A 26073-nucleotide genomic window follows, 5' to 3' on the forward strand; every position below is an offset into this window, starting at 1 on the left:
ACCCGGAATAGCTTAAAAAATATATTCTCTATTAAAGTGGTACACCTTTATAAGCTTACTTCTTGATAATAAGGATTTCTCCTGCTTTTACTTCTAAAGTACCATTACTTTTTACCTTTTTATTTTCTTTGTTATCAAGCAATACTTCATACTTACCTTTTTCAAGTGGAATCTTGCAGTCAGCAGAAGTACTATTAACTATAACATATATGCTGTCTTTATCATAAGTTCTCTTCATGTTAAGAACTCCGCTATCATTAGTTTCAATCTTATCAACTTCACCAAGTCTTAGCGCCTTGTAGTTGTTTCTAAGCTGTAAAAGCTTTTTATAAAAGTTATAAATTGAGTTTTTATCTTCCTTTTGAACGTTTAAAGCAATCTTATCAATATCATTGGTGCTTTCCATCCATTTAGTATTTTTGCTCGTATCCTTATTATCCCAAATGAATGGTTCTCTTATATGTTCATCTGGTTTTGCTCCAGTCATTCCTGTTTCTTCACCATAATAAATATATGGAGTTCCTGGAAGTGTTAGGTATATAGCAGCAGCCATTTTAGCCTTTTCAATATCGCCAAGATTGCTCATAACTCTATTCTGATCATGATTGCTCAAGAAAGGAGCAGGAACAAAGTTCTTATTCTTCTCTTTTAATATGCTATAATTATCTTTTATCTCAGAAGGCAAGTCTTCAATACTTTGGCTACTTAAGCCTTTATTTATTGAATCGGCCAATGGGAAATTAAATGTACTATCTAAAGCTTCTTGGTACGGTGCTATTGCATAAAGATTGTCCCACACCTCTCCAGTTAGTATGAAGTTTTTATTAAGACTTTTGCAGTAACTGCTATATTCCTGCCACCACTGAATATTCTTGCTATCATCTTCATATATCCACTTAGCTGCATCTAATCTAAAGCCATCTAAGCCCATATCTATATAGTATTTAGCTATATTTTTAACCTCTTGCCTTACTTCCTTGTTGTCATAATTCAAATCAGGCATACTTTCAGAAAATATAGAATAGTAGTAGTCATTTAATACATCATTTTTAGTCCAAGTCTTTGTATTCATTTTTGAAATAACATCTTCCACACTGGAATCGCTACTCCAAATATAATAATCTCTATATTTACTATTCTTGTCCGCTCTAGCTTCCTTAAACCATTTATTCTCTGTAGAAGTATGATTTATTACCATATCCATAGAAACCTTAATATCACGTTTATGAGCTTCCTGTAAAAGCTTCTTCAAATCCTCCATGGTTCCATACTGCGGATTTATTTTGTAGTAATCAGTAACATCGTACCCATGGTAACTAGGTGAATCATTTATTGGCATAAGCCATATGCCGTTAACTCCTAAATCCTTAAGATAATCTAGCTTCTCAGTTACCCCATTAAGATCTCCTATACCATCCCCATTACTATCATTAAATGATCTTACAAAAATTTCATAAAAAGTTCTTCCATCATAATTTTGTTGGTCTTTTTGCGCAACCGTTTGCTTGGAACACCCCAAAAATAAAGAAACTATCAGTATAAGACTCATCGCTATACTTACTTTCTTTCTCATAATTACTCTCCTTAACTATATTATTCTGCTTCCACCAATAAAGTATTAAAAACCTGTAAACTAACACTAACTATTTGCTTAATATTATTAAAGCATCGTAGGACTGACTAGTTAAATTCAACGATGCTTTAACAGCGCCTAATTTATATATATCCTAGCTTCATAAGGTCTAAGTTTCACTAACCTTTCTTGAAGTTTTATGCTCCCCTTGTTATATACTCCATAGTTATCAAGTTTAAGCTTATATCCACTATCAACTACTTCATCTGATAAATTTATTTCTGCATCCCTTCCGAAGAAATTACAAACAACTAATATTTTCTTGCCACCTAAGCTTCTTTCATAGGAATATACAGACTTATTATCCTCATCAATTTCCTTAAAACTACCATAAACAAGTGCAAGCTCTTCTTTTCTAAGTAAAGTCAATTTCTTATAATAATTTAAAATAGAATTTTGATCCTTTTCTTCTTTTTCCACATTAATGCTGTTATAATTGGAATTTACTCTAATCCAAGGATTAACATCACTAAAGCCTGCATTTTTTCTATCATTCCACTGCATAGGAGTTCTTGAATTATCCCTGGAAGTAAGGTTTAACCCCTTAACATAATTTTCATGGCTTACAAGTCCTGACAAAACATACTCTCTATACCCATAACTTACTGAAATATCTCTATAGTCTTCAAGCTGAAAATCAGCTGCATTGGTCATTCCAATTTCATCTCCATAATAAATAAATGGAGTTCCCTTATGTGTCAATTGAAGAGTTGCAAGCATTTTAGCTGAAAGTGCATGATACTCTTTGTCATCCCCTAATCTAGACACAGTTCTAGTAGTATCATGATTAGAATAAAATATAGGGCACCAACCTTCATTTTCTTCTCTTGTAGCCCACCCTGTCATTTTTTCTTTTATATCCTTTATTAGGTCTATCTCTACCCTCTCCCAAGGTTTTTCACCCTTACCTACACTATGCATATCAAAATGGAATGTAAAATCAAGTTCTTTATTGTCCAATCCTGTGTAAACATGAGCATTTTCATAGTTTATGCCTCCTGTTTCACCTATTACAACCTGATCACCAGTAAATACGTCTTTCCTTAGTTCCTTAAGATAGTCATGAACCTCTGGTAGGTTTTGAACATATGGAATGAAATCTCCGTACAGTGCACCTTCCTTCATCTCGCCATCAGGAAAATCCATATCCTTTGCTAGATGATTAATAGCATCCATTCTAAATCCATCTACGCCTTTCTCAATCCAGTACTTAATCATCTTCTTCATGTCTTCTCTTAAGTTCTTATTGCTCCAGTTAAAATCCGGCTGCTTTTTTGAGAATATATGAAGATAATACTCTCCTGTATTTTTATCTAACTCCCAAGCGCTTCCTCCAAAAAATGATCCCCAATTATTAGGTGGATTTTCTCCTTTTCCTTTACTCCAAAGATAATAATCCCTATATTTATTATCTTTAGCTTTCTTAGCTTCTATGAACCAAGGATGCTCATCAGAACTATGATTTATTACCATATCCATTATTAGTTTCATATTTCTATTATGAATACCACTTAGCAATTCATCAAAATCAGCTAAACTACCGAATTCGGTCATTATATCTTCGAAATCACTTATATCATATCCATTATCGTCATTAGGAGACTTGTTTATTGGATTTAAATATATCATATCAACTCCCAAAGACTTTATATAATCAAGTTTCTCGATTATCCCTCTTAGATCACCAATTCCGTCATTATTAGAATCTTTAAAGCTTCTAACATAAATTTGATAAGCTACGCCTTCCTTCCACCACTTTCTTTCCACCGCAAATCCTCCTTAAGTTATCAATTCTATTATCCACTTAGCACTATAGCTTGACCAATATCACTATAGATGTACCACTTCATATTACAACTTATATTTTCAAATTTTTCTATCAAAAACCAATAGAGTTTTTGAAATAATTTTTTGATTGAAATGGTTCATCCCTAATTTAGCTTTATATTATATACAGATGCATGAATTCGTCCCTTACACTTAATAGCTTATCTTCTTGATAGGATTAAGTTCTAAGAAAGCTTATAAACTATAGCCTCATAAGGTCTAAGTTTTATATTATTCTCCACTGAAACCTCTATATAGTTAGATATAAATATAGTTCTTTCCAAAGCTTTTAGTTCCTCAGGTACAGCAAATTCAACTTCATTACCAAAGAAATTTAATACTACTAGAAGTTTTTCTCCATTAAGTTCTCTCTTATAACAATAAACCTCTTCACTGTCCTTATAGTATTCCTTAAACTCTCCATATACTATAACTGGATTTTCTTTTCTCAATTGAATTAGTTTTTTGTAATAATAAAAAATGGAGTTATTATCCTTCAAAGCTGCTTCTACATTGATATCAGTATAGTTAGGGTTTACTTTAAGCCATGGCGTTCCAGTGGAGAAACCACCATTTAAAGTATCATCCCATTGCATTGGAGTTCTAGCATTATCTCTTCCCATTCTATATACTCCAGCCATGAAGTCTTCCTTTTTCATAAGGCCACCTTCAACAAGCTCCTTATAAGCATTTAGTATCTCCAAATCTTTGTAGTCCTCGATAGCAGAGTACTTAACATTAGTCATCCCAATTTCTTCACCTTGATAGACATATGGAGTTCCTTGCATGGTATGTAGCATCGTTGCCAGCATCTTAGCAGATTCAACTCTGTATTTTTTATCATTTCCAAATCTTGATACCATTCTTGGCTGATCATGATTGTTTAAAAACAAGGAGTTCCATCCGTCATCACTTAGTTCCTCTTGCCATTTACTCATAATCCCTTTAAACTCTCTAAGTGTCCATTTCTTTTCTTCCCATTTTGTTCTGCCTTTTCCTATATCCATAAGTTCAAACTGGAATATCATGTTAAGCTCATTTCTATCTTTTCCTACATAAGTTTTAGCCATTTCTGGTGACACCCCTGGACACTCGCCCACTGTCATAACATCATACTTACTTAAAACTTCTCTATTCATTTCCTGTAGGAACTCATGAATTCTTGGTCCATTCATCGAATATGGAGCAAAGTTACCATATAGATCTCCTTCTCCCTTTGGTCCGTCTGGAAGTCCTGGAACCTTAGATATAAAGTTTATAACATCCATTCTAAAGCCATCTACGCCCATTTCGAACCAATGTTTCATCATATCATAAACTTCTTTTCTTAACTGTGGATTTTCCCAGTTTAAATCAGGCTGCTTCTTTGAGAATAAATGAAGGTAATATTCATCAGTAACTTCATCATACTGCCAAGCACTTCCGCTAAAGCATGACCCCCAGTTATTTGGCGGATTGCCATCCTTACCTTTTTGCCATATATAATAATCTCTATATTTATTATCTATGGATCTTCTGCTTTCTACAAACCATTTATGTTCATCTGATGTATGATTAACCACCAAATCCATTACGAGTTTAATGCCTCTATGATGAAGTCCTTCTAGTAATAATTTAAACTCCTCCATAGTGCCAAACTCATCCATTACTTCTCTATAGTCACTTATATCATATCCCATGTCATCATTGGGAGATTTATATATGGGATTAAGCCATATTATATCAATCCCTAACTCCTTAAGATAATCTAGCTTTTCTATTATTCCCTTTAAATCGCCTATTCCATCACCATTAGAATCCTTAAAACTTCTAGGATAAAGTTGATAAACTACGCCTTCTTTCCACCACTTTTGTTCCATTAATTATCACCTCTATAAAAAAATAAATATTTGTGCATACGGTTTCACAATCATTTTATCATACTAATTTTCTTTTAAAAAGAGCTTTTAATAATAAATGTAAAAGTTCTCAATAAGCTAATATAATTTTTATGAAGATTTCTAATCTAAATAAAAAGATAAGAGGAGATACAGGTATTATACCTTTATCTCCTCTTATCTTTTTTATTTTATATAATGGATTATTTATAACTTTTCTTTACTAATTATTGAACTAGAAAGTATACTTCTCTAAGTTTTCTATAGCTTTATCAACTAGTGAATCTATATCTAGTACACTTTCTGACTTTCTTATAGCATCAACTCTTGGCTTTGTCTTTGGATGTTTTGGAACGAATATAGTACAGCAATCTTCATATGGTAATATTGAAGTTTCAAAAGTACCAATGTTGTTTGCTATTTCTATAATATCTTCCTTATCCATTGCTACAAGAGGTCTAAAGACTGGTCTATCAGCTACATCTGTGCTAACTATCAAACCTTCCATAGTTTGAGATGCTACCTGACCTATACTTTCTCCACTAGATACAGATTGTATTCCTTTTATTTCTGAAAGCTTGCAGGCAACTCTCATCATAAATCTTCTCATTATAATTGTAAGTTCATCTTCTCTGCACTTTTCTATTATTGACATTTGAATATCCGTAAAAGGTACTACGTATAGATTAACTTTTTCAGTATATTGAGCCAATATCTTAGCTAAGTCTTTAACCTTATCCTTTGCCCTCTCTGAAGTGTACGGATGAGAATGATAATATACACAGTTAAGCTCCACGCCTCTTCTTGCCATAAGATAACCAGCTACTGGAGAGTCAATACCTCCAGAAAGCATAAGCATAGTGCTTCCATTCATTCCATATGGAAGTCCGCCAGCACCTTTTATCTTGTCTTTATTTGTGTAGACATAAGCATTCTTTTCTCTTATTTCTACCTTTAATCTACATTCTGGATTATGTATATCTACTGATATGTGTTCTAGCTTATTAAGTATGTATCCACCAACACCTCTTGAAGTTTCCATTGAATTAAATGGGAACAGCTTGTCAGCTCTATTAGTTTCTACCTTGAAGGTTGAAGCTCCGCTTTCTTTTACCTTTTCAAGAGCTAATGCTTTTATAGCATCTAGATCTCTCTCAACCTGAGTAACTATGCAAATCTCCATTACTCCAAATACGTTTTTAGCTCTTTTGCTAGCCTCTTCTAAATCATCACACTTTATAAACCATCTATTTTGATCTTCTATTATTTCGAAATCAAGCCCAGCTAATTTCTTTTTAATATTTTCCTTAAGCTTTCTCTCAAACTTACCTCTATTAAGTCCCTTAAGAAATATCTCAGGTGCATACTTAACAAGAATTAATTTTCTCATATTTTTACTCTCCTTAAAAAAGTTAATGAATTTTTTAATACTTCTATAACATAATCAACTTCTTCAATTGTATTGAAGCTTGAAAAGCTGAATCTTATTGCTCCAGTTATTTCTTTTTCAGATAATCCTATAGCATTTAGCACATGACTGCCTTTAGTTGAAATATGTCTAGAGGAACAAGCTGATCCTGTTGAAACATATATATCCTTTTCCTCAAGTAGATGAAGAAGAACTTCTGCTCTAACTCCTATAAAAGATACATTTAAAATATATGGTGATATATTATCATTTAAAGGACTATTTATTCTTATATCTTTTACATCTTCTAATCGATTTATAAAATATCTCTTTAATTCTAAAGTCCTATTAAACTTATCATCTATATCTTTATAAATTATTTCTGCTGCTTTTACCATTCCCATTACTGCTGGCAGGTTTTCTGTTCCGGATCTAAAACCTTTTTCCTGTCCGCCTCCACTTACTAGAGGAGCCAAAGAAAGGCCTTTTCTAATATAACAAAACCCAGTACCTTTTGGACCATGTATCTTATGGGCACTTACAGAAAGTGCGTCTATGTTAGACTTTTTAATATCTATCTTAAACTTACCGAAGCTTTGAACCGCATCTACATGGAACTTGGCTCTTTTACTTTTCTCTTTTACTAACTTTCCTATCTTATCAAGGTCTTGAACTGCACCAATTTCATTGTTAACATGCATAATAGATACCAATACTGTATCCTTACATATACTCTCTTCAAGCTGTTCTATATCTATTTGTCCAAATTCATCAACATCAAGATAAGTAACTTTTACTCCATGTTCCTCCAGCTCCTTACAAGTGCTCAAAACACTTGGATGCTCAAAACCAGAAATTATAATATGATTTCCAGACTTAGTTAAGCCTTTTATTATCATATTGTTACTTTCACTTCCACCAGAGGTAAAATATATTTCCTCTCTAGTACAATTTATTATATTAGCTAGTCTCTCTCTACAATTTAAAAGTTCTCTATCACACTTTATCCCCATCTTATGCAGGGAAGAAGGATTTCCATAGAATTCTCTCATCCCATAGTTTATGGCTTCAATAACTTCATCAATAGGCTTTGTGGTAGCACTATTGTCAAAATACACCTCCATCTTATCACCCTCTCAGTATATATAATACTTTAATATCTGTTTTGCGGAAAATATACACCTTTTACAACACTAATCTCCCACTTAACCATACACACTCTATACAAAATTCAATCACAAAATATCTTTTATCATCAAATATAATATTTTACATGAAATTCTTCTTTTTTTCAATGTTTAAATAATAACTGTAAGTATTATCTAAAATATAATTTTCTAAAGAATAAGTTTTTTTACTTTACACCCTATTTATCTGTTCTAATCCATTGAAATCACTAGTTTTAGCCCCAAAAAACTTATACTGGTCTATAAAGTAAAAAAACATGCATACAGGGTAAACTCCTAGTTTGCATGTTTTAGACATCATAATCAATTTTATGTTATTATTTTTTAGCTAGCCTTCTCTAAACCTTTAAATAACTTATCTTTAAACACTATTCCTATTATTATTAAAGCTATAAATATAGTTGTTCCTGAATAAATCACTATTCTGTTGCCCATTGCTAAATTAGCGCCATAATAGCTTGATAATATAAGCATTGGCAATCGTCCTAAAGTAGAATATATTAGGAAGTCCTTCAAGGAAACCTTTGAAAGTCCACACAGGAATATAGAGCTATCCTTAGGTATTCCTGGCAAAAAATATATTAAGAAAACAACAAGATTTAATCTCTCTGTATTCATAATCTTTTCAAAAGGCTTTATAGCTATATCTGGTACTACTTTACTAACAAAACTAGTTCCATACTTCTTAGTAAGCTGGAATAATATTACTGACCCTAAATTTATACCGATTATAGATAATATAGTAGCTTCTATAGTGCCGAATACGTAACCCCCAGCTGTTTGAAAAACTTCTCCTGGAATGAAAAATATAACCACCTGGAGAAATTGAAAAAACGTATAAACTATTGGAGCTAAAGGTCCAAAAGAAAGTAGGTACCTTTTAAACTTTTCGTTATTCTTCAAAGTTTCTGTTATATTGTGTATCTGTGTTCTAAATATATAGAACAATAAGAATAAGGCTATAATGGACAGTACAAGAATTATTATTCCTTTGTACTTTTTTAATGAGCTTATCAGTCTATTCATAAACTCCTCCTCTTTGATAGTCTACCTTATATGCTTTTTATAAGTTTATCACTTCATGATAACATCTATATTTTAAGTTTACCCCTATCATAAAATAGAGAAGTGATTAAAATAGTCTTTAAAGCGAAGTGACTGGGTTTAGGAACTATAAACGTCCCTTTCATATCTTCCTAGTATAAGTATCCAACTTCGACTACTAAGTTCTCATAAAGGATACCTCTATATACATCTTACTATGAATTAATAAAAAGTAAATTAATTTTATCTTAATTTTATCTTAATTATTTTATTTTCTCATAAAATTTTATCGTTAAACTAGTTTAAAAATACAATGAACTAGCTTATTGAATTTTAGCTAGTTCATTGTACCTTTCATTGTTTTATTACCATAAATCGTAAAACTTATTTTTTAAACCTGCTGTAATCTCTTAAACAATATTTCCTCTTTAATCTCTTCATAGCTATCTCCAGTGGTGGAAGCAATAGTATCTACAAACTTCTCCAGTTTTTCTACAATTTCATCTATTTCTTCTTCACTCATTTTGCCTCTAGCTAATCTATCACAAAGAGAAATCAATATTATCTCATGTACTGAACAATCCTCAACCATATTAGATATATGTGCAAAAGGTAATCTCTTATTAACATATAAATTTTGCATATGCCAGCGTACAAGTCCTACAACTTTATCATTAAAATGCTCATCTGAAGAAAACTCTCTCAAAAATCTTCTACTCATCTCAGCTCCCACTGAATCATGATCATAAGCGGTCCATCTTCCGTTTCTTTTAACTGTAGTTTTTATCTTTCCTACATCATGAAGAAGGGCTGCCCACATTAAACTTCTTTTATCCTCACTAATATCTCTTCTTAATGCAGCTTCATCAACCACAAGCATAGTGTGATTCCATACATTGCCTTCAGGATGGAACTTTTTCTCCTGCTCTATCTTATCTAAACCACCAATTATGTCAAAAGGTCTTTTATATAATACTCCATCCTTTTTAAGCTTATCTAAATAGTTAGATGGTCTATCATCTTCTAATAAATGCTTTTCAATTTCATTAAATATATCCATATCTTCCAAGCTAAACACCTCCATTCTATAATTTATTATTGCCTAATTCATTCTATAAATTTCACATATATAAGTTTCATAAATACCACAACCTTAATAACACTACCTTTTTATACCTTCTCCTATGTGACCTTAGAAATTTGTTAAAGCTACCTTCTTTGGCAAATCTATAGCTTTTAACTATTAATAAATATCTTAAAGTTACTCTTATTATTAATTAGATTATAGCATCAAATGTAAGTATTTGTATTCTATTATCATTATAATGTTTATAAAATATTAATTTGTAAATTAATAGACATTTTAATCTTTATCCTTTTCAAGGATGTAATTTTATAAACATTCCATTTTTAGCTTTAACACTCTCTTGAATTGTTAAACTTTAAACAATAAAATAGATAACAGATAAAGTTTTTATTTTCTGAATTTTTTTTATACTAACACTTAGTATAGTAATTTCAACCACTGCAATTGTAAAATAAATCCTGTCAATTTTATTTTTTATCTAAATCACTTGATAAAAACTTAATACATGCTAAAATACATTTGTCGGTATTCATATGGAAACCGAACTAATTGGTTTTTTAATTAAAAGCCGAATTATATCCTATATTTTAAGGAATAAGAACGGAGGTAAAGTATGGAAAAAGGTTTAAACAAATCGAATTTCAGTACAAGACAAATGGTGACTACTGCTATGCTAGCTGCCATATCAATTTTTTTAGGGTTAAGTGGTTTAGGATTCATTAAAATTCCACCAGTTAATGCTACTATAATGCACATCCCTGTAATAATAGGCTCTATTATTGAGGGGCCTATCGTAGGTGGATTAATAGGTTTATGTTTTGGACTATTTAGTATGTATCAAGCATTTACTGCTCCAACTCCTACTAGTTTCGTATTCTGGAATCCAATAGTAGCACTTCTTCCAAGAATATTAATTGGTGTTATAAGTTATTATGCATTCGTAGGAATAAAGAAAACAGTAAAAATAAATGCAAAGGCTTCAGGAATGGCAGTAATAGCCTTCTTATCTATCATGATAGCCTTAGCTTTAAAGATATTCTTCCCTATATATGTAAGTTGTATAATAGCAGCTGCTGTTTTCGTTGTGTTAACTTTCTTATTTATAAAATACAAGTTAAGCGAAAAGAGCGAGGTTCTTTCAATAGGTACAGCTTCTTTGCTTGGTACACTTACAAATACAGTTTTAGTATTAACCTTAATTTATGTATTTTATGTTGATAGATTTGCGAAAGCTATCAATGTAAACCCTACTCTAGCTGGAAAGGCTATAGTTACTATAGGAATGACAAACGGTATTCCTGAAGCATTAATATCAACTATAATAGTAGTTCCAGTAGTAATGGCAATACTAAAGATTAGAAAATAATATTTGAAGTGTGCGACTATGAAAATAGCAGCACACTTTTTACTATATAGAATTATATAATTTGTTGTTATCAAAACCTAATAATATCAAGAGTCTAGAGTAACTAGTTATTATAGACAGTAAAAAAACAAAACATATTCGCCTATCAAGTGTAAAGACGTTTATATAGAAATTAGGAAGGAGCTCTAAAATGAAGGAAATAAACTTTTCAGACATAGATGGAATTAGAATGGGCCACAGCCAAGACTTTGTAGCTGGTACTGGTTGCACAGTTGTAATATGTGAAGATGGTGCCTCTGGTGGCGTAGACGTAAGAGGAGGTGCACCTGGTACTAGAGAAACTGATTTATTAAATCCTACTGAAATGGTTGATAAGATCCATGCAGTTGTCCTATCTGGAGGAAGTGCTTTTGGACTAGATGCAGCTTCTGGAGTTATGGAGTATTTAGAAAATCACGATATAGGCTTCGACGTATCAGTAACAAAGGTACCTATAGTATGTCAAGCAGTTCTTTTTGATTTAGTTTGTGGTAACGGAAAAATAAGACCAGACAAAAAGATGGGCTTTGATGCCTGTGTGAATTCTGAAAATTATATAGAAGATATAAACGGCAACATCGGTGCAGGAACAGGAGCAACTGTCGGTAAGATACTAGGACCTCAGTACTCAATGAAGGGTGGACTTGGAACCTATGCAGTGCAAGTAGGTGACTTAAAGGTTGGAGCAGTTGTTGCTGTAAACTGCCTTGGTGATGTAATAGACCCCTCAACTAACGAGATAATAGCTGGAGCTCTAGACAGTGAGCTTAAAAACTTTGTTAATACAGAAGAAGTTATGATATCTCAGTATTCAAAAAAGAATAATGTATTTAATGGAAATACCACCATTGGTATAATAGTAACAAATGCACTGCTTACAAAAGCAGAAGCTAATAAGATTGCTTCCATGGCTCACAATGGCTTTGGAAGAACCATGAGACCAGCTCATACCATGGTTGATGGTGATACAATCTTCACAATGGCTACTAACAAGGTTGAAGCTGATATAAATGTAGTTGGCCTTCTAGCTGCAAGGGTTATGGAAAAAGCAATCCTTAGAGGAGTAAAAAATGCGACCTCAGACTATGGCTTTAAAGCTTATTCTGATAAAATAAAGTAATTAAGGCTAAAATCTGCTCTTGACATAGCAATTTATAGTTTCTAATATTTAAACTATAGGGTTCTTATAGTTTTTACAAATATGAAACTTGCTCTATGTTAAGGGCATATTTTATTTATACATATAAGAAACCTTAAAGCTATATAATTTGAACTGTAAATCTACAGCTAACATTTTTGCAGCTTTATAAAATATAAATTCTAGGTTATGCTTAATTTCAACAGGGTACTTTAACAAGCCAAGTATTATAAAATATTTTAAGCGTTTTCCATGAAAAACCAATATTACTATAAAGGATTATAATGGTGCCTATATGAAAACCAGTCTAAAACTAAAGTTTTTTTGTTTATTTCTTGCACTTTTATTTACTAACTTTGTTATAGGAGGAGTATCCCTCTATAACTTATTTAAAGTAGAAAATAATACTTCAAAGTTAACCTCAAGCAATTATGCCAGCATAAAAGCTACTAATAAGATGCTTCAGATTATTGATGAGGAAGCTCAAGATATTATAAGCTATATAAACTCAAAAAACCCCATATACATAAGAAACTTTTATGATACAAACAACAACTTTCATGAAAACTTCACCTTTCAATCAAACAACGCCACTGAGGAAGGCGAAAAAGTTATTAATGAAAATATAAAGAGCACATATTCGGATTTTCTAGATTCTTTAACAAGCCTTATTGAAATTAGAGACTCTAAGGGAAAAGAAGCAGCCTTGAATAAATACACCAATGAAATTCAACCTCTATATGAAAAATTAAATAAGTCCCTTAGAGATATATCTGAAATAAATGATAAAGCAATGACAGATAAAAAAGACTCTATGAATAAAAATATAGAATCAGCAATAAAAGTAACTATTTGCTTAAGTTTATTCTTAATCTTAGTCGGACTCGCTTTATCCGTAAAATATATAAATAAATTTCTTAACCCATTATATTCTCTTCATGACGATATAATTAAAGCTAAGGAGGGCGATTTCACTCATAGGGCTGAAATACTTACGGACGATGAAATAGGTATATTGGCTGAAGAGTTCAATAACATGAGTGAAAAAATAAACCAATTTCAGCATAGTACTTTTGGAAAGCTGTTAGATGAAAAGAATAGATCTATGACAATAATAAAAAGTATTTCTGATCCTATCATAGTTTTAGATACAAATTATAGAATAGTACTATTAAACGATGAAGCAGAAAATTACTTTAGAATTACTCAAGCTCAAGCTACAGGTCGTCATGTATTGGAAACCCTTACTTATGGAGAATTGTTTGACTTCATTTCCAATGTAATGGACAATAACATAGAAAAAGATAGCAAGATAATGAGTTTTAAAAACAACAGCACTATTTTTAAGATCAATCTATCTAAAATTAATGACAATATGAATAAAACCAACGGTATAGTAGTTTACTTCCAGAACATAACAGAAATAAAGAAAGTAGAAAAACTAAAACATGATTTGATTTCTTCTTTATCTCACGAAATTAAAACTCCGCTTACCTCTATCATGATGGGTGCCAGCTTATTAGAGGATTCAGAGATGATGGAATCAAATAAAAACTTTAATAAGATTGTTTCAGCTATAAGTGAAGACAGTCAAAAGCTACTTAATCTAATAAATAACTTTTTAAGATATGGGCAATTAGAATCAGATCAAAAACTTTTAAATATGGACTTCTGCTCTGCATATGATATCATTAATAGGAGTGTAGAAGAATATTATTCACTATTAGAAAACAAAAGCATTGAGCTTCGTATAGGACTTCAGGACAACCTTCCAGAACTTCATGTTGATGAGGAAAAGATAGGATGGGTATTAAACAATCTGTTGTCCAATGCTGTTAAATACACTAAAAACTTTGGCTCAGTACTGATAGGAGCCTATGAAAATAATGGATATGTAAGTATATTTGTAAAAGATACAGGTATAGGAATCACCAATGAATATCAGACTAGAATATTTGAAAAGTTCTTTAGAGCAAACAGCGAAAGTGATGGTACTGGTCTTGGACTAGCACTTTCTAAGCAAATTGTAGAACTTCATGGTGGAAATATTTATTGTGAAAGCCAGTATGGCTTAGGTAGTACTTTTACTTTTGAGTTACCTATAAGGGAGGATTAAACATGAAAAAGGTATTGGTGGTAGATGATACAAAAAACATAAGAGAAATGCTAAAAACCTATCTTGACATGGAGGGTTTTCATGTATTCGAAGCTATAAACGCAACAGAAGCAATTGAAATAATAAAGAATGAAGACATCTCTATTGTATTTACTGATATAAAGATGCCTGAAGTAAGTGGAACTGAACTTTTAAGGCTAATAAAGAAGTATAACAAAAGTATAACTGTAATAGTTATGACTGCCTTCGGAACTATAAAAAATGCTGTTGAGTGTACAAAACTCGGCGCAGCAGCTTACCTTCAAAAACCTTTTACAAGCAAGAGAGTGAAAGCTGTATTGGATGAGGTATTAAAAAAGGATTCAATAAAAAACAACCTAATAGCTCATTTAACCCTTGCTAAAAAGCTAATAGATGAAAATGAACTTGAAAAAGCTGAGGAAGTTTTGAAGAAAACCCTTACTATAAAAGATGACTGTGGAGAAACTTATTACCTTATTTCTAAGCTAGAAGAACTTAAAGGCGATATGGAAAAGGCTAATCGTTTTAGAAAAACCGCTGAAATATTTCAGTTTGAGTGTAATTTAGAATAAGAAACTTGCATTTTATACTGGTCTTAAAAGTGTAAAAAAAGCTCACTGAAGCGACATTCAGTGAGTTTTTTTACGCAGCTACCTTTCCGGGTGTATCTGTAGAAAATCCTACAGTCGAATAAGTTTTATTTTTTATTGTATATTGCTTACAATAAACTCCATAACTTCTTCTATTTCTGATAGAACCTTATGAGAAATCTTAACTTCAAATCCTTCTTTAGAAAGTTTGCTTTTCCAAGAGTTTTCATTGTCAGAGAGTAAGTCTCTTTTTCCATGGAAACCTAAGACAAATAGTAATGGCTGTAAGAGCACTGAACTAGCATTTCTTTTTCTAAGCTTTTTAACTATTTGTTCAAAGGACGGTTCTCCTTCAATTGCAGCTATATGAACATTGCTATAGCCTTTTTCGCTTAAACACTCTTCAAGCTCACAGTAGCAAACCTTAGCACAGTGACTTGATCCATGAGCTACCATAACAATCTCATCTTCCGTATTAAGCAGAGTCTCTATTCTATTTATAAACTCATAATATCTAAGCTTATCTTTTTCTATAAGCGCTCCATGACTTATATTAAAGAGTATAGATTTATTTTGGGCTCTATATTCATTAACTACTGTCTTTGCTTCTTCATACTCTTTTCCTTCGATTAAGAATAAGGTTGCTACTGATATTTCTTCCATACCACTAGCTATAAGCTGTTCTAAAGCCTCACTAAGCTTAGGTACTTTAAGATCATACCTACTTTTTAACTTACCTATGATTTTCTCCGATGAAAAAGCTTTAATAATTTTTTTGTATTTGCTTGTATCTACACTTTTAATAACATTTTCATATCTTTCTAACGCCTCAATATCTGCAGTTCCATTGCTAAGTATAATCAAACCCTTTTCCATTGCTTACCTCTTTACATAAATTTATAGTATAGACTAAAAATCAAGCATTAAAGACCAACCTAAAATTCTATATTTATCTCTCCTACATTCATAACTATTATAGCTTTCTCAAAGCCTCCGCAAAACCTTCTATCTCTTTCTCCCCATGTCTTACAGATAAAAACATTGCTTCATATTGTGATGGTGGAAGATAGATGCCTTCCTTAAGCATATGTGAAAAATACTTGTTGAACATATCTATATCACAGGTCTTAACGTCATCATAAGTTTTTACAGCTTCACTATCTGTGAAGAATAAAGTCATCATACCACCACATCTATTTATTTCATGCTTTATTCCTTTTTCAGTTAGTATAGATCTTATTTCCTTCTCCAATAAAGCTCCATACTTTTCTATGTTGTCATAATAACAGCTGTTATTGTAAAGCTTCTTTAAGGTCGCAATCCCTGCAGTCATGACTATAGGATTACCAGACATAGTTCCTGCTTGGTATATAGGACCTGAAGGTGATAATTTCTCCATTATCTCTCTTCTTCCACCATATGCGCCACAAGGCATTCCTCCACCCATTATCTTTGCATAGGTAACTAAATCAGGCTTTACATCAAATAAAGTCTGAGCGCCCTTATAAGCTACTCTAAACCCACTCATAACTTCATCAAAAATAAGAAGGCTTCCATTACTGTCACATAAAGCTCTAATTTCTCTCATAAAATCATCTTCAGCTTTTATAACCCCCATATTACCTGCCACTGGTTCGATAATCACCGCAGCAATCTCTTGACCAAAGGCATTAAAAATTGCTTTTACTGAAGATATATTGTTGTATTCTGCTACAAGAGTATTTGAGATGCTTCCCTTTGGTACCCCAGCACTACCAGGTATGCCCCCTGTAAGCACACCTGAGCCTGCACTAACTAAGAAACCATCAAAGTGGCCATGATAACATCCAGAGAACTTTATTATCTTATCTCTTCCAGTATAGCCTCTCGCAAGCTTTACAGCACTCATAGTTGCCTCTGTACCTGAATTGACCATTCTTACCATGCCGATATTATCAAGAGTTTTACACATAAATTTAGCTAGTTCTAGTTCTAATAAGGTTGGTGCTCCAAAGGCCAAACTATTGTCTAAAGCCTCTTTCATGGCATTTATTACATCTTCATCCTTATGGCCTAAAAGCATAGGCCCCCATGCTCCAACAAAATCTATATATTCCTTGCCATCCTCATCATAGATATAAGCTCCTTCTCCTCTTTTAATAACCGGCGGAGTCATATCAAGACCTTTAAAAGCTCTTACTGGCGAGTTAACTCCACCAGGCATATACTTCTCAGATAACTGAAATATCTCACTATTATTCATATCTATTCCTCCTTAAGCCAAGCTGATGCTTCTAGTGCATAGTAAGTTATTATTATGTCTGCACCTGCTCTCTTTATAGAAAGAAGACTTTCTAAAGCTACCTTCTTTTCATCTATATAACCAAGCTTTGCACCAGCTTTAATCATAGCGTATTCGCCACTTACACTGTATGCGGCAACTGGATAGTTATATTTTTCTCTAGCCATCTTTATTATATCTAAATAAGATAAAGCAGGTTTAACCATTATTATATCTGCTCCCTCTTCGATATCATTTTCTATCTCTCTCTCCGCTTCTCTGCTGTTGGCTGGGTCCATCTGATAGCTCTTTCTGTCTCCAAATTGAGGTGCTGAATTGGCAGCTTCTCTAAAAGGACCATAGAAAGCTGAACAGTACTTGGCACTGTAAGCCATTATGCCTATATTTTCAAAGTGATTGTCATCTAAGGCTTCTCTAATAGCTCTAACTCTTCCGTCCATCATATCAGAAGGTGCCACCATATCAGCTCCAGCTTTTGCATGAGATACAGCTACCTTAGCTAAGATTTCTAGAGTTTCATCATTTTTAACATATTCGTTCTCAATGATTCCACAGTGGCCATGATCTGTGTACTCACATAAGCACACATCTGTAACTATCCACAAATCTCTATTAAGCTCTTTAATTCTTCTAATTGCTCTTTGAACTATTCCGTCTTCTGCAAAGGCTTCTGACCCACAACAATCCTTTTCTTCAGGAATACCAAAAATCATTATTCCTCTAACCTTTGCCTTTTCTATCTCTTTAACAATTTCTTCTAATCTATCTATTGAGAAATGATAGTTTCCAGGCATAGATTCTATTTCTCTTTTAATATTAGTACCTTCAACCACAAATATAGGATATATGAAATCCTTAGAGGATAATGAGTTTTCTCTCACTAAATCCCTTATCTCTTTTGTTGTTCTAAGTCTTCTATTTCTTTTATACATTTCTATCCCCCCATACTTTTATAAGCTTATCTATAGCACCATCTTCACTATGAACTTCTGATAGCACAGCATCTACAGCTTTATCCTTAAGAGCCTTATAGGTAATAGGTCCAATAGCTATGCAAAGCTTATCCTTCACCTTATCAATACCTACTGCTTCTATTAGATTGTTTACTGTAGAAGGACTTGTAAATATTATTGTATTAACACTATCAAAGGCATTTAAATTCCTAAAATCTGCTTTCTGAGTTTCATAGGTATGTATCCTATATACTTCAGCATCTTGTTCTTTTAAAAACTCTCCTACTAAGTTTCTTGAGTTTTTTGATATAGGCATAAGAACCTTTTTACTTTTAAGCTCGTGACTTTCTAACTGCTTCACAAGTCCTTCAGCTACAAACTCGTCAGCCATCACACTTGCAACTATACCTCTTTCACTTAAGGCCTTTAGAGTTGCTTTACCTATAACTGCAAATTCTGCTTTTATCTTTCTTACATCAATATTATTATCTTTAAGATAATCGAAGAATATGTTTACCCCATTTACTGACGTTAGAATTATATAATCAAAGGAGTCAAATTCATCTTTGTAAGTATTTAAGTTATCTGAAGTGTTAACTATCTTTATAGCAGGTATCTCCGTTACTTCAGCTCCAAAGCTTCTTAACTTTGCCTTCATGGACCCAGCCTGCTCTTTAGTTCTTGTAACACATACATTTGCACCAAAAAGCGGTAGTTTCTCAAACCAATTTAGCTTATCATTTAAAGTTACAACCTTACCAACTACTATAATTGAAGGAGACTTTAAGCCATTGTTCTTAACTAACTCTTCAATGTTCTCTAAAGTTCCTATAACCTTCTTCTGCTTTGCCGTAGTACCTCTCATTATGACACCACATGGAGTATCCTTTGGCTTCCCGTTTTCCACAAGATTTTTTACTATATCTCCTAAGTTCTCTAGTCCCATTAAAAATACAATAGTATTTTGAGACTTAGTTAAAACTTCCCATTGTATGTTAAGAGTTGCTGCACTCATTCCTGTAAGCACATGGAATCCTTGCGACAAGCCTCTATGAGTTATAGGTATTCCAGCATAGCTCATAACTGCAACGGCAGAAGTAACCCCTGGAATAACCTCGAAGGGAATGTTTTCTTCCTCAAGTGCTAAGACCTCTTCTCCACCTCTTCCAAACACATATGGATCTCCACCTTTTATTCTTCCAACAGTATGCCCTTTTTTCGCCAGTTCTACCAACATAGCATTTATCTCATCCTGGGTCTTGTAATGACAACCAGGTTCCTTACCACAGAAATAAACCTCACAATCCTCATTTAGATAAGAAAGTACATTGTTTCCTATCAATCTATCGTAAAGCACCGCAGTGCATTCCTTCATTACCTTTACAGCCTTAAGAGTTAGTAAGCCTTCATCTCCTGGCCCTGCACCAATTATATACGCTTTTGACATCTTTTCACCTCTTTGATCTTATATCTAGATTTAACACTTCATACTAAAATATATATTTTCAAATTATACTCTCAGAATCAACAGTCGAGCTAGAAACTATATAAATATCACCTAGTTAGTATTTTAGAAATTACTTTTTGAAAGTAGCTTCTATTTTTACTTTACATATAAGTGCTATTATCTCAAAACAAATATATAAATAATAATATTATAATTCCTTAATAACCTTTTTTGCTAATGACTTACCCAGCTCAAGGTGATCACAAACCTTACCTTGAATATCTTTTTTTACCAATCTATAATTAGTTTCGTATATTCCTATTATATAAATATCATCTTTTTCTATCCTTGCGTAGGCGCCTATAGGAGAGTGACATCCTCCATTAAGTTCTCGCATGAAACTTCTCTCTGCTTCAACTGCAACTCTTGTCTCATTATGATCAAGCTTTGAAAAAATATCTTTTTTATCACTATTCTTTAAACATTCTATACCTAAAGCTCCTTGACCAATTGCTGGCAGAAAAGTTTCTTCTTCAAAATAATTGGTGATTATATGATCCATATCTAACCTTTTTAGTCCTGCTGCTGCAAGTATTATGCCGTCTAAACTTTCTTTTTCAATCTTTTCTATTCTAGTCTGTACATTCCCTCTTATAGGAACAATCTCTATATCAGCTCTCAAGGCTCTAAGCTGAGAACTTCTTCTTATGCTTGAAGTTCCTATCCTTGCACCTTTAGGTAAATCATAAAAACTTATGCCTTTTAAAGATATAAAAGCATCTCTTGGGTCTTCTCTTTCAGGCATAGCAACTATCTCAAAAGGCTCCTCTAGCATAAAAGGTACATCCTTCATGCTGTGTACAGCTATGTCTGCTTTCCCCTGAAGTAAAGCATACTCTATCTCCTTCACAAACAAACCTTTTCCACCTATCTTATTTAAGGCTACATCAAGACGTCTGTCTCCTTCCGTTGACATAAGAAGTTTTTCACTATCTTCTCCACATTTTTCCTTCAATAAGCTCATTACAATTTCTGTTTGGGTTTGCGCAAGCTTACTTTTTCTAGTGGCTATAACTAAACTCATGTTAATATCCTCCGTAAATCAAAAAATCGTCCTCTATCAAATCATTTATATACTCTTTATCAAAATATAAATATAATACCTTTTCTCCATAACCTCTTCCAAAAAAGAAACTAAACTCTTCTGAAGTGATAAACTCCATAACAACTTTATCTATTTTTCCTAATGCCTTCATCCTTTGTCTTAATTCCGTAGAAAAGGCTGTAAGCTCAGCTAAAGGTTCCACCGCTTTTTCTATGTCCCTCAATATTCTTCGTGCCATCTTAGGATTTCCCTTATTGGTATTTATAGCATAAGATATTGCTTTATTGTTAGCCTGCATAGGCATTACTGCCAAGCCTTCTTTGGAATCAATACAGTTTATATAAAGCTTACTGAGCTCATTGCAGTCACTAATTATTTCATTAGTAACAGCTTTATCATCTATACATATGAATACCAAATGCTTATCTAATATAAAAGCTTTATCGTAGCCCTCTTTAACAAGCACCGTACCCTTGCAGCTTAAAGCTTCCACCTCTTCATCAAATTCCTTTGACACAATTGTTAACTTACAGCCTTTTTCTATCAAGGACTTAGCTTTGATATATGCAGCCCTACCCCCACCAATTATAATGGCATTTATCTTATTGCTTATTAAGGATAAAAACATATACTCTAGTTCAGGAATATCTGGCTTATTATCTCCATGCACTGCTCATCACATCCCTTTAACTTTGCTTCCTTTAGCACTTTTATGGCTTTATTTATGTAATGGTCAGAAGTACTCTTTATAAGAACTTCCGCTAGACCTTCTGACTTTTTATCACTAGCTTTATTCTTATAGCTTTCGTATCTATCACTGACTACTTCCTTACCCTTCTCCTTAATTGCTGCAATTATTGGTGACAGTTCCCTGATCCTTAACCAGTTGTTATACTCTCTAGTACAGTCATCAATCAAGTGCTTAAATTTATTCATTCTCTCTTTTCTTTGAAGCTTATTGCTATCGTCTATTTTTGATATATCATCAATATCAAAAATTTGTACTTTTTCTAAAGTCTTTATCTCTGTATCCACATCTCTAGGTACAGCTAGATCCAAAATAAAGAGCTCCCTATCTAAAGGTATATCCTCATACTTTACAACAGTATGGGGAGCAGAAGTACAGGATACAATACACTGAACCTCTTTCATAGCCTCATTCTTTTGATTGAAATTAATAATCTGAACTCTGTTATCAAATATATCCTTAACATTTTTAGGAGTCCTTACCACTAGGAATATCTTTTCAACATGGTGACTTAATAGATACTTCATAGCCAAGCTACCAATCTCACCATAGCCTATAACCATAAAGTGTTTATAACCTCTATCTATAGCTTCATGAACTGCTATAGATGAAGAAGATACTGGAATTTCATAAAGTTTTGCCTCTGTTCTAAACTTTTTCCCACAGGTTATAGCATTTTGAAAGAGCCTTCCTAGCTCTCCTGATGCAGCTTCTTTCTCCTTGGAATATTGAAAGCTGGCTTTTATCTGACCAAGGATCTGATCTTCTCCTAAGATCTTAGAATGAAAGCCACAGGCAACCTCCAGTAGATGCACTGTGACTTTGTCTTCTTTTTCATAAAAAATATATTCCTTCAAATTAAGATCCCAGTCAAATAAATTAAATATGTAATCTAAGTTATCCTCGCTGTAAGCTTCAGCAGTAAAATATATCTCAGTTCTGTTACAGGTATTTATTATTATAATCTCTTTGAACCTCTTAACCAGTTCTGGCATACATAAATCTATCTGACTTTGTCTTAACGCAAACCTCTCTCTTATATCAAGAGATAAGTTTCTCTTAAATCCAATAAGTTGGTTCATTTTCTATCACTCCAAATATCCTCAACCCGCAGTATCACTATATATTTATATGATTTTATAATTATATAATTAAAGATTCTTATAAATATAAAAATATATAATCTTATGATTATATCAAAATGAATATATAGTTACTATTGCTGATGTAAATGATTGTCTATATCTTAAGTTATAATTATACTTCATAATATGCTATGTAACCATAACTCTAATAAAGTATATTTTACGTCCTATTTCCTTATCTATCAACAAAAGTATAACCTAATAACAGTTATACTTCAACAAAGTGGGCAATTTTGATACAAAAAGGAAGCAGTCACCTGCTTCCTAGTTATTAGTACCTTATTCCACTCCAATATACATTATCCTTAAGAATAGCCTTTGGTCCTAGTTCAACGTCTTTTAATGCCCATTTCTTGAACTCTTGGAAGCCAGTTCTATCAACTATATATCCTATATGCTCTTTTCCACCTGGAGCATCTTTATCTATATATTCCCTTACATACTCGTAAGTATTCATTATTATCTTCTTTATGCTTTCTTCATCTACCCAAATTATAAAGTCTTCTGCAAGTCTTGGGTTTTTCTTACCGGATCTTCCCATTATAGCTAATCTATAATATTTCTCTTCACTTCTTGTCCATGCTCCAGTTGGGCATTTACCTACACATTCTCCACAACCTATGCACTTATCATGATCTCTAACAACCTTAAAGTTTTCAAACTTTAAAGCTCCAGTTGCTCTCTTTTTACAATTGGTAACACAAGCTTGACAGCCTATACATCTATAAGAATCGTATTGAGGTTCAGTCATACCAATGATACCAAAGTCATGTTGTCTAACCTTTAAGCAGTCATTAGGACAGCCTGTTAAGGCTACCTTCACATGTAAGTCATCTGGGAATATCATCTTTTCTATTCTTTGAGCAAAAGCTGTTGTATCATAGTTTGCAAAAGGACATACTCTGTTACCTATGCAGGAAGTTACATTTCTAGTACCTGCTGCTGGATATCCCTTTCCTTCTTCTTCTTGATTGATGTCAAGTCCTTCAATCAAGCCTTGAAGCATTAGGTTTACTTCGTTCATATCCTTCATTTCTATACCAGTGATCTCAAAGCCTTGTCTTGTAGTTATATGAACGGATCCATCTCCAAACTTTTCAGCAATCTCTCCTATTTTTGCTAAATACTTAGCATCAAGATGACCGCCTGGAACTCTTATTCTAGATGAAGTTATCCCTCTTTTTTTAGTAACTCTGAAGGCATTCTTTTTAAGTGCTTTAGTGTTTATATCCATTATTTCTACCTCCCTCTAGTCTCTTAGAAGCTTTCCAACTGAATAATTAAATACAGGTCCATCTAGGCATACATAAGTATCATCTATCTTACAGTGACCACACTTACCTAAACCGCAACACATCTTTCTTTCATGAGATATCCAAATCTTTTCTTCTTTTATCTCTCTCTTTAAGAATTCTCCTACAGTAAACTTCATCATCATTGGAGGTCCAACTACTATAACCTCTACATTGTCCATATCTTCTATTGGGAGTTCAGGAATATACTTAGTTACAAGACCAACCTTTCCTTCATAACCTTCTGGAGCTGTATCAACAGTTAGTATGAAGTTTATGTTTTCCTTCCAAGCTTCCATATCTTCTTTGAAAAGAATATCTGTTGGAGATTTGAAGCCTGATATTAGAGTAAAGCTCTCTGCTTCCTTTGGATTTTGCGAGAAGTAATCAACTATTCCCTTTACTGGTGAAAGTCCTGTACCACCAGCCACAACAATTACTTCTTTACCTCTGTAATTCTCTATATCGAAACCATTACCATATGGTCCTCTTAAGAAAAGCTCTTGACCTACGTAATAGTTAAATATTTCATCTGTAACAACACCAACTCTTCTTATAGTAAGTTCTATATAGTCTTCACCTATTCCACTTACTGATATTGGCGCTTCCCCATACTTTGGAAGAGATACTTCAAAGAATTGTCCTGGCTTTACATCGCCTTTAAAAGAAAGTCTAAAGGTATACTCTATTTCAGTATGCTTTTTTATATCTAATATCTTTGATTTTAGTGGCATATATGGGTTAGTCATTTGCTTTCACCTCTTCCATTCCTTTTGCTAATTTATTTACACAGTTTGAGAAGGAGATATATTCTGGACATATGTCATCACATCTTCCACAACCAACACACATGTTGTAGCCCCATCTCTTCTTATAGTCATAAGCCTTGTGCAGAACCTTAAATCTCATTCTTTGTCCTTTGTCCAATCTGAAGCTATGACCTCCAGCCATGTTTGTGTAACCATCAACTTGACAAGAAGACCAAACTCTTCTTCTTTCACCAGACTTTTTATTATCTTTATAGAAGATATCTTGCATTGTAAAGCAAGTACATGTAGGACATACAAAGTTACATCTTCCACATGCTATACATCTAGCAGAGTATTCCTTCCACATAGATGAATCCATTACGCTTACATCTAAGTTCTCTGGTATATTTACCTTTACTCCGTTTTCTGTAACGAAGTCAGGTTCTACCTCCAATTCTTCTCTTGTAAGCTCTTCAAGTAAAGCTTCTAACTCCGCATCCTTTACATCAAAGTACACCATGTCATCTTCTACTTTTATATAAGCTTGATGCTCATCAGTTTTGTTAGTTCCCATACTTACACAGAAGCAATTGTCAAAGCTTTCCTGGCATCCTATAAGAACAAACTTTGTTCTCTCTCTAAGGGCCTTATAGTATGGATCCTCAAAACCATTTCTCAAATATATATCATCAATTCTTCTAACAGAATGCATGTCACAGCTTCTTAAGAAGATTATTGCTCCTTTTTCTTCCTGCTTTGGTTCTATCCATTCATCTTCTGTAAAATAGAATAAAGTCTGAGTTATTGGAAGTAAGACTTCCTTATATGAAAAATCTGATTTTTTATCAAATACTACTTGGTTTATATCACTTATTTCACCATATCTAACTACATCAGTATCAGAATAACTTCCTTTACCTTCGAAGACCTTTGGTGCAAATATTTTATATTTTTCAGATAGTTTAGCTAAATATTCATTATAGCTTTCTACAGTCATCTTAAATCCCATAATAACACTCC

At 32.9% G+C, this 26073-nt stretch carries 21 protein-coding genes; 4 read left to right on the plus strand and 17 right to left on the minus strand.

The annotated features are described in order from the left end of the window. Positions 1-55: 55 nt before the first annotated feature. The 7 genes from C1I91_RS22240 to C1I91_RS22270 all read right to left on the minus strand — a co-directional run bounded on the left by C1I91_RS22240 (position 56) and on the right by C1I91_RS22270 (position 10036). Positions 56-1573, minus strand: coding sequence for an alpha-amylase family glycosyl hydrolase (locus C1I91_RS22240; protein WP_128214856.1), 1518 nt, complete (start codon positions 1571-1573; stop codon positions 56-58). A 138-nt stretch (positions 1574-1711) separates the two neighbouring features. Beyond that, complete coding sequence (locus C1I91_RS22245; RefSeq protein ID WP_128214857.1) at positions 1712-3400, minus strand: glycoside hydrolase family 13 protein; 1689 nt, start codon at positions 3398-3400, stop codon at positions 1712-1714. 245 nt (positions 3401-3645) lie between these two features. Next, on the minus strand, positions 3646-5319 hold the full coding sequence (locus C1I91_RS22250) for a glycoside hydrolase family 13 protein (protein WP_128214858.1): 1674 nt from the start codon (positions 5317-5319) through the stop codon (positions 3646-3648). 253 nt (positions 5320-5572) lie between these two features. Beyond that, positions 5573-6727, minus strand: a complete 1155-nt coding sequence (gene thiI / locus C1I91_RS22255; protein ID WP_128214859.1) for a tRNA uracil 4-sulfurtransferase ThiI — start codon at positions 6725-6727, stop codon at positions 5573-5575. Next, entirely contained in the window at positions 6724-7869 is a 1146-nt protein-coding gene (locus C1I91_RS22260; protein WP_128214860.1) for a cysteine desulfurase family protein, read from the minus strand. Before C1I91_RS22260 ends, thiI begins: the two co-directional genes overlap by 4 nt. 387 nt (positions 7870-8256) lie before the next feature. Next, complete coding sequence (locus C1I91_RS22265; protein ID WP_128214861.1) at positions 8257-8958, minus strand: TVP38/TMEM64 family protein; 702 nt, start codon at positions 8956-8958, stop codon at positions 8257-8259. A gap of 409 nt (positions 8959-9367) precedes the next feature. Beyond that, a complete protein-coding gene (locus tag C1I91_RS22270) occupies positions 9368-10036 on the minus strand; it encodes an HD domain-containing protein (protein ID WP_238476056.1) in 669 nt (222 codons plus the stop codon). Between the two features lie 640 nt (positions 10037-10676). On the opposite strand from C1I91_RS22270, the gene C1I91_RS29870 reads away from it, so the two are divergent. From C1I91_RS29870 to C1I91_RS22290, 4 genes are all read left to right on the plus strand, one after another. Further along, the gene (locus tag C1I91_RS29870; protein WP_128214863.1) at positions 10677-11429 is read left to right on the plus strand and encodes an ECF transporter S component; all 753 of its coding nucleotides are present in this window, start codon (positions 10677-10679) and stop codon (positions 11427-11429) included. Between the two features lie 190 nt (positions 11430-11619). Then, positions 11620-12588, plus strand: a complete 969-nt coding sequence (locus tag C1I91_RS22280) for a P1 family peptidase (RefSeq protein ID WP_128214864.1) — start codon at positions 11620-11622, stop codon at positions 12586-12588. A gap of 313 nt (positions 12589-12901) precedes the next feature. Next, complete coding sequence (locus C1I91_RS22285) at positions 12902-14722, plus strand: sensor histidine kinase (protein ID WP_128214865.1); 1821 nt, start codon at positions 12902-12904, stop codon at positions 14720-14722. Between the two features lie 2 nt (positions 14723-14724). Then, positions 14725-15315, plus strand: a complete 591-nt coding sequence (locus C1I91_RS22290; protein ID WP_128214866.1) for a response regulator — start codon at positions 14725-14727, stop codon at positions 15313-15315. A 132-nt stretch (positions 15316-15447) separates the two neighbouring features. Here the strand turns inward: C1I91_RS22290 and C1I91_RS22295 are convergent, their stop codons facing one another. The 10 genes from C1I91_RS22295 to asrA all read right to left on the minus strand — a co-directional run bounded on the left by C1I91_RS22295 (position 15448) and on the right by asrA (position 26062). Then, positions 15448-16209: a sirohydrochlorin cobaltochelatase gene (locus tag C1I91_RS22295; RefSeq protein ID WP_128214867.1), complete on the minus strand. Its 762-nt coding sequence runs from the start codon at positions 16207-16209 to the stop codon at positions 15448-15450. Positions 16210-16306: 97 nt separating this feature from the next. Further along, positions 16307-17575: a glutamate-1-semialdehyde 2,1-aminomutase gene (hemL, locus tag C1I91_RS22300; protein ID WP_128214868.1), complete on the minus strand. Its 1269-nt coding sequence runs from the start codon at positions 17573-17575 to the stop codon at positions 16307-16309. 2 nt (positions 17576-17577) lie between these two features. Beyond that, complete coding sequence (hemB, locus tag C1I91_RS22305) at positions 17578-18546, minus strand: porphobilinogen synthase (protein WP_128214869.1); 969 nt, start codon at positions 18544-18546, stop codon at positions 17578-17580. After that, on the minus strand, positions 18539-20014 hold the full coding sequence (gene cobA / locus C1I91_RS22310; protein WP_128214870.1) for a uroporphyrinogen-III C-methyltransferase: 1476 nt from the start codon (positions 20012-20014) through the stop codon (positions 18539-18541). The genes hemB and cobA overlap by 8 nt, the downstream gene beginning before the upstream one ends. A 208-nt stretch (positions 20015-20222) precedes the next feature. Next, the gene (gene hemC / locus C1I91_RS22315; RefSeq protein WP_128214871.1) at positions 20223-21098 is read right to left on the minus strand and encodes a hydroxymethylbilane synthase; all 876 of its coding nucleotides are present in this window, start codon (positions 21096-21098) and stop codon (positions 20223-20225) included. Between the two features lies 1 nt (position 21099). After that, positions 21100-21789 carry an NAD(P)-dependent oxidoreductase gene (locus tag C1I91_RS22320; RefSeq protein WP_128214872.1) on the minus strand — a complete coding sequence of 230 codons (690 nt, stop codon included), beginning with the start codon at positions 21787-21789 and terminating at the stop codon, positions 21100-21102. Then, positions 21753-22949, minus strand: coding sequence for a glutamyl-tRNA reductase (gene hemA, locus C1I91_RS22325; RefSeq protein WP_128214873.1), 1197 nt, complete (start codon positions 22947-22949; stop codon positions 21753-21755). The genes C1I91_RS22320 and hemA overlap by 37 nt, the downstream gene beginning before the upstream one ends. A gap of 334 nt (positions 22950-23283) precedes the next feature. Further along, positions 23284-24246 carry a sulfite reductase subunit C gene (gene asrC / locus C1I91_RS22330; RefSeq protein ID WP_128214874.1) on the minus strand — a complete coding sequence of 321 codons (963 nt, stop codon included), beginning with the start codon at positions 24244-24246 and terminating at the stop codon, positions 23284-23286. 15 nt (positions 24247-24261) lie between these two features. After that, positions 24262-25053, minus strand: a complete 792-nt coding sequence (asrB, locus tag C1I91_RS22335) for an anaerobic sulfite reductase subunit AsrB (protein ID WP_128214875.1) — start codon at positions 25051-25053, stop codon at positions 24262-24264. Continuing rightward, positions 25046-26062 carry an anaerobic sulfite reductase subunit AsrA gene (gene asrA / locus C1I91_RS22340; RefSeq protein ID WP_128214876.1) on the minus strand — a complete coding sequence of 339 codons (1017 nt, stop codon included), beginning with the start codon at positions 26060-26062 and terminating at the stop codon, positions 25046-25048. The genes asrB and asrA overlap by 8 nt, the downstream gene beginning before the upstream one ends. Between the last annotated feature and the right edge of the window lie 11 nt (positions 26063-26073).

The organism is Clostridium manihotivorum (assembly GCF_004015185.1).
Classification (GTDB): domain Bacteria; phylum Bacillota; class Clostridia; order Clostridiales; family Clostridiaceae; genus Clostridium_AR; species Clostridium_AR manihotivorum.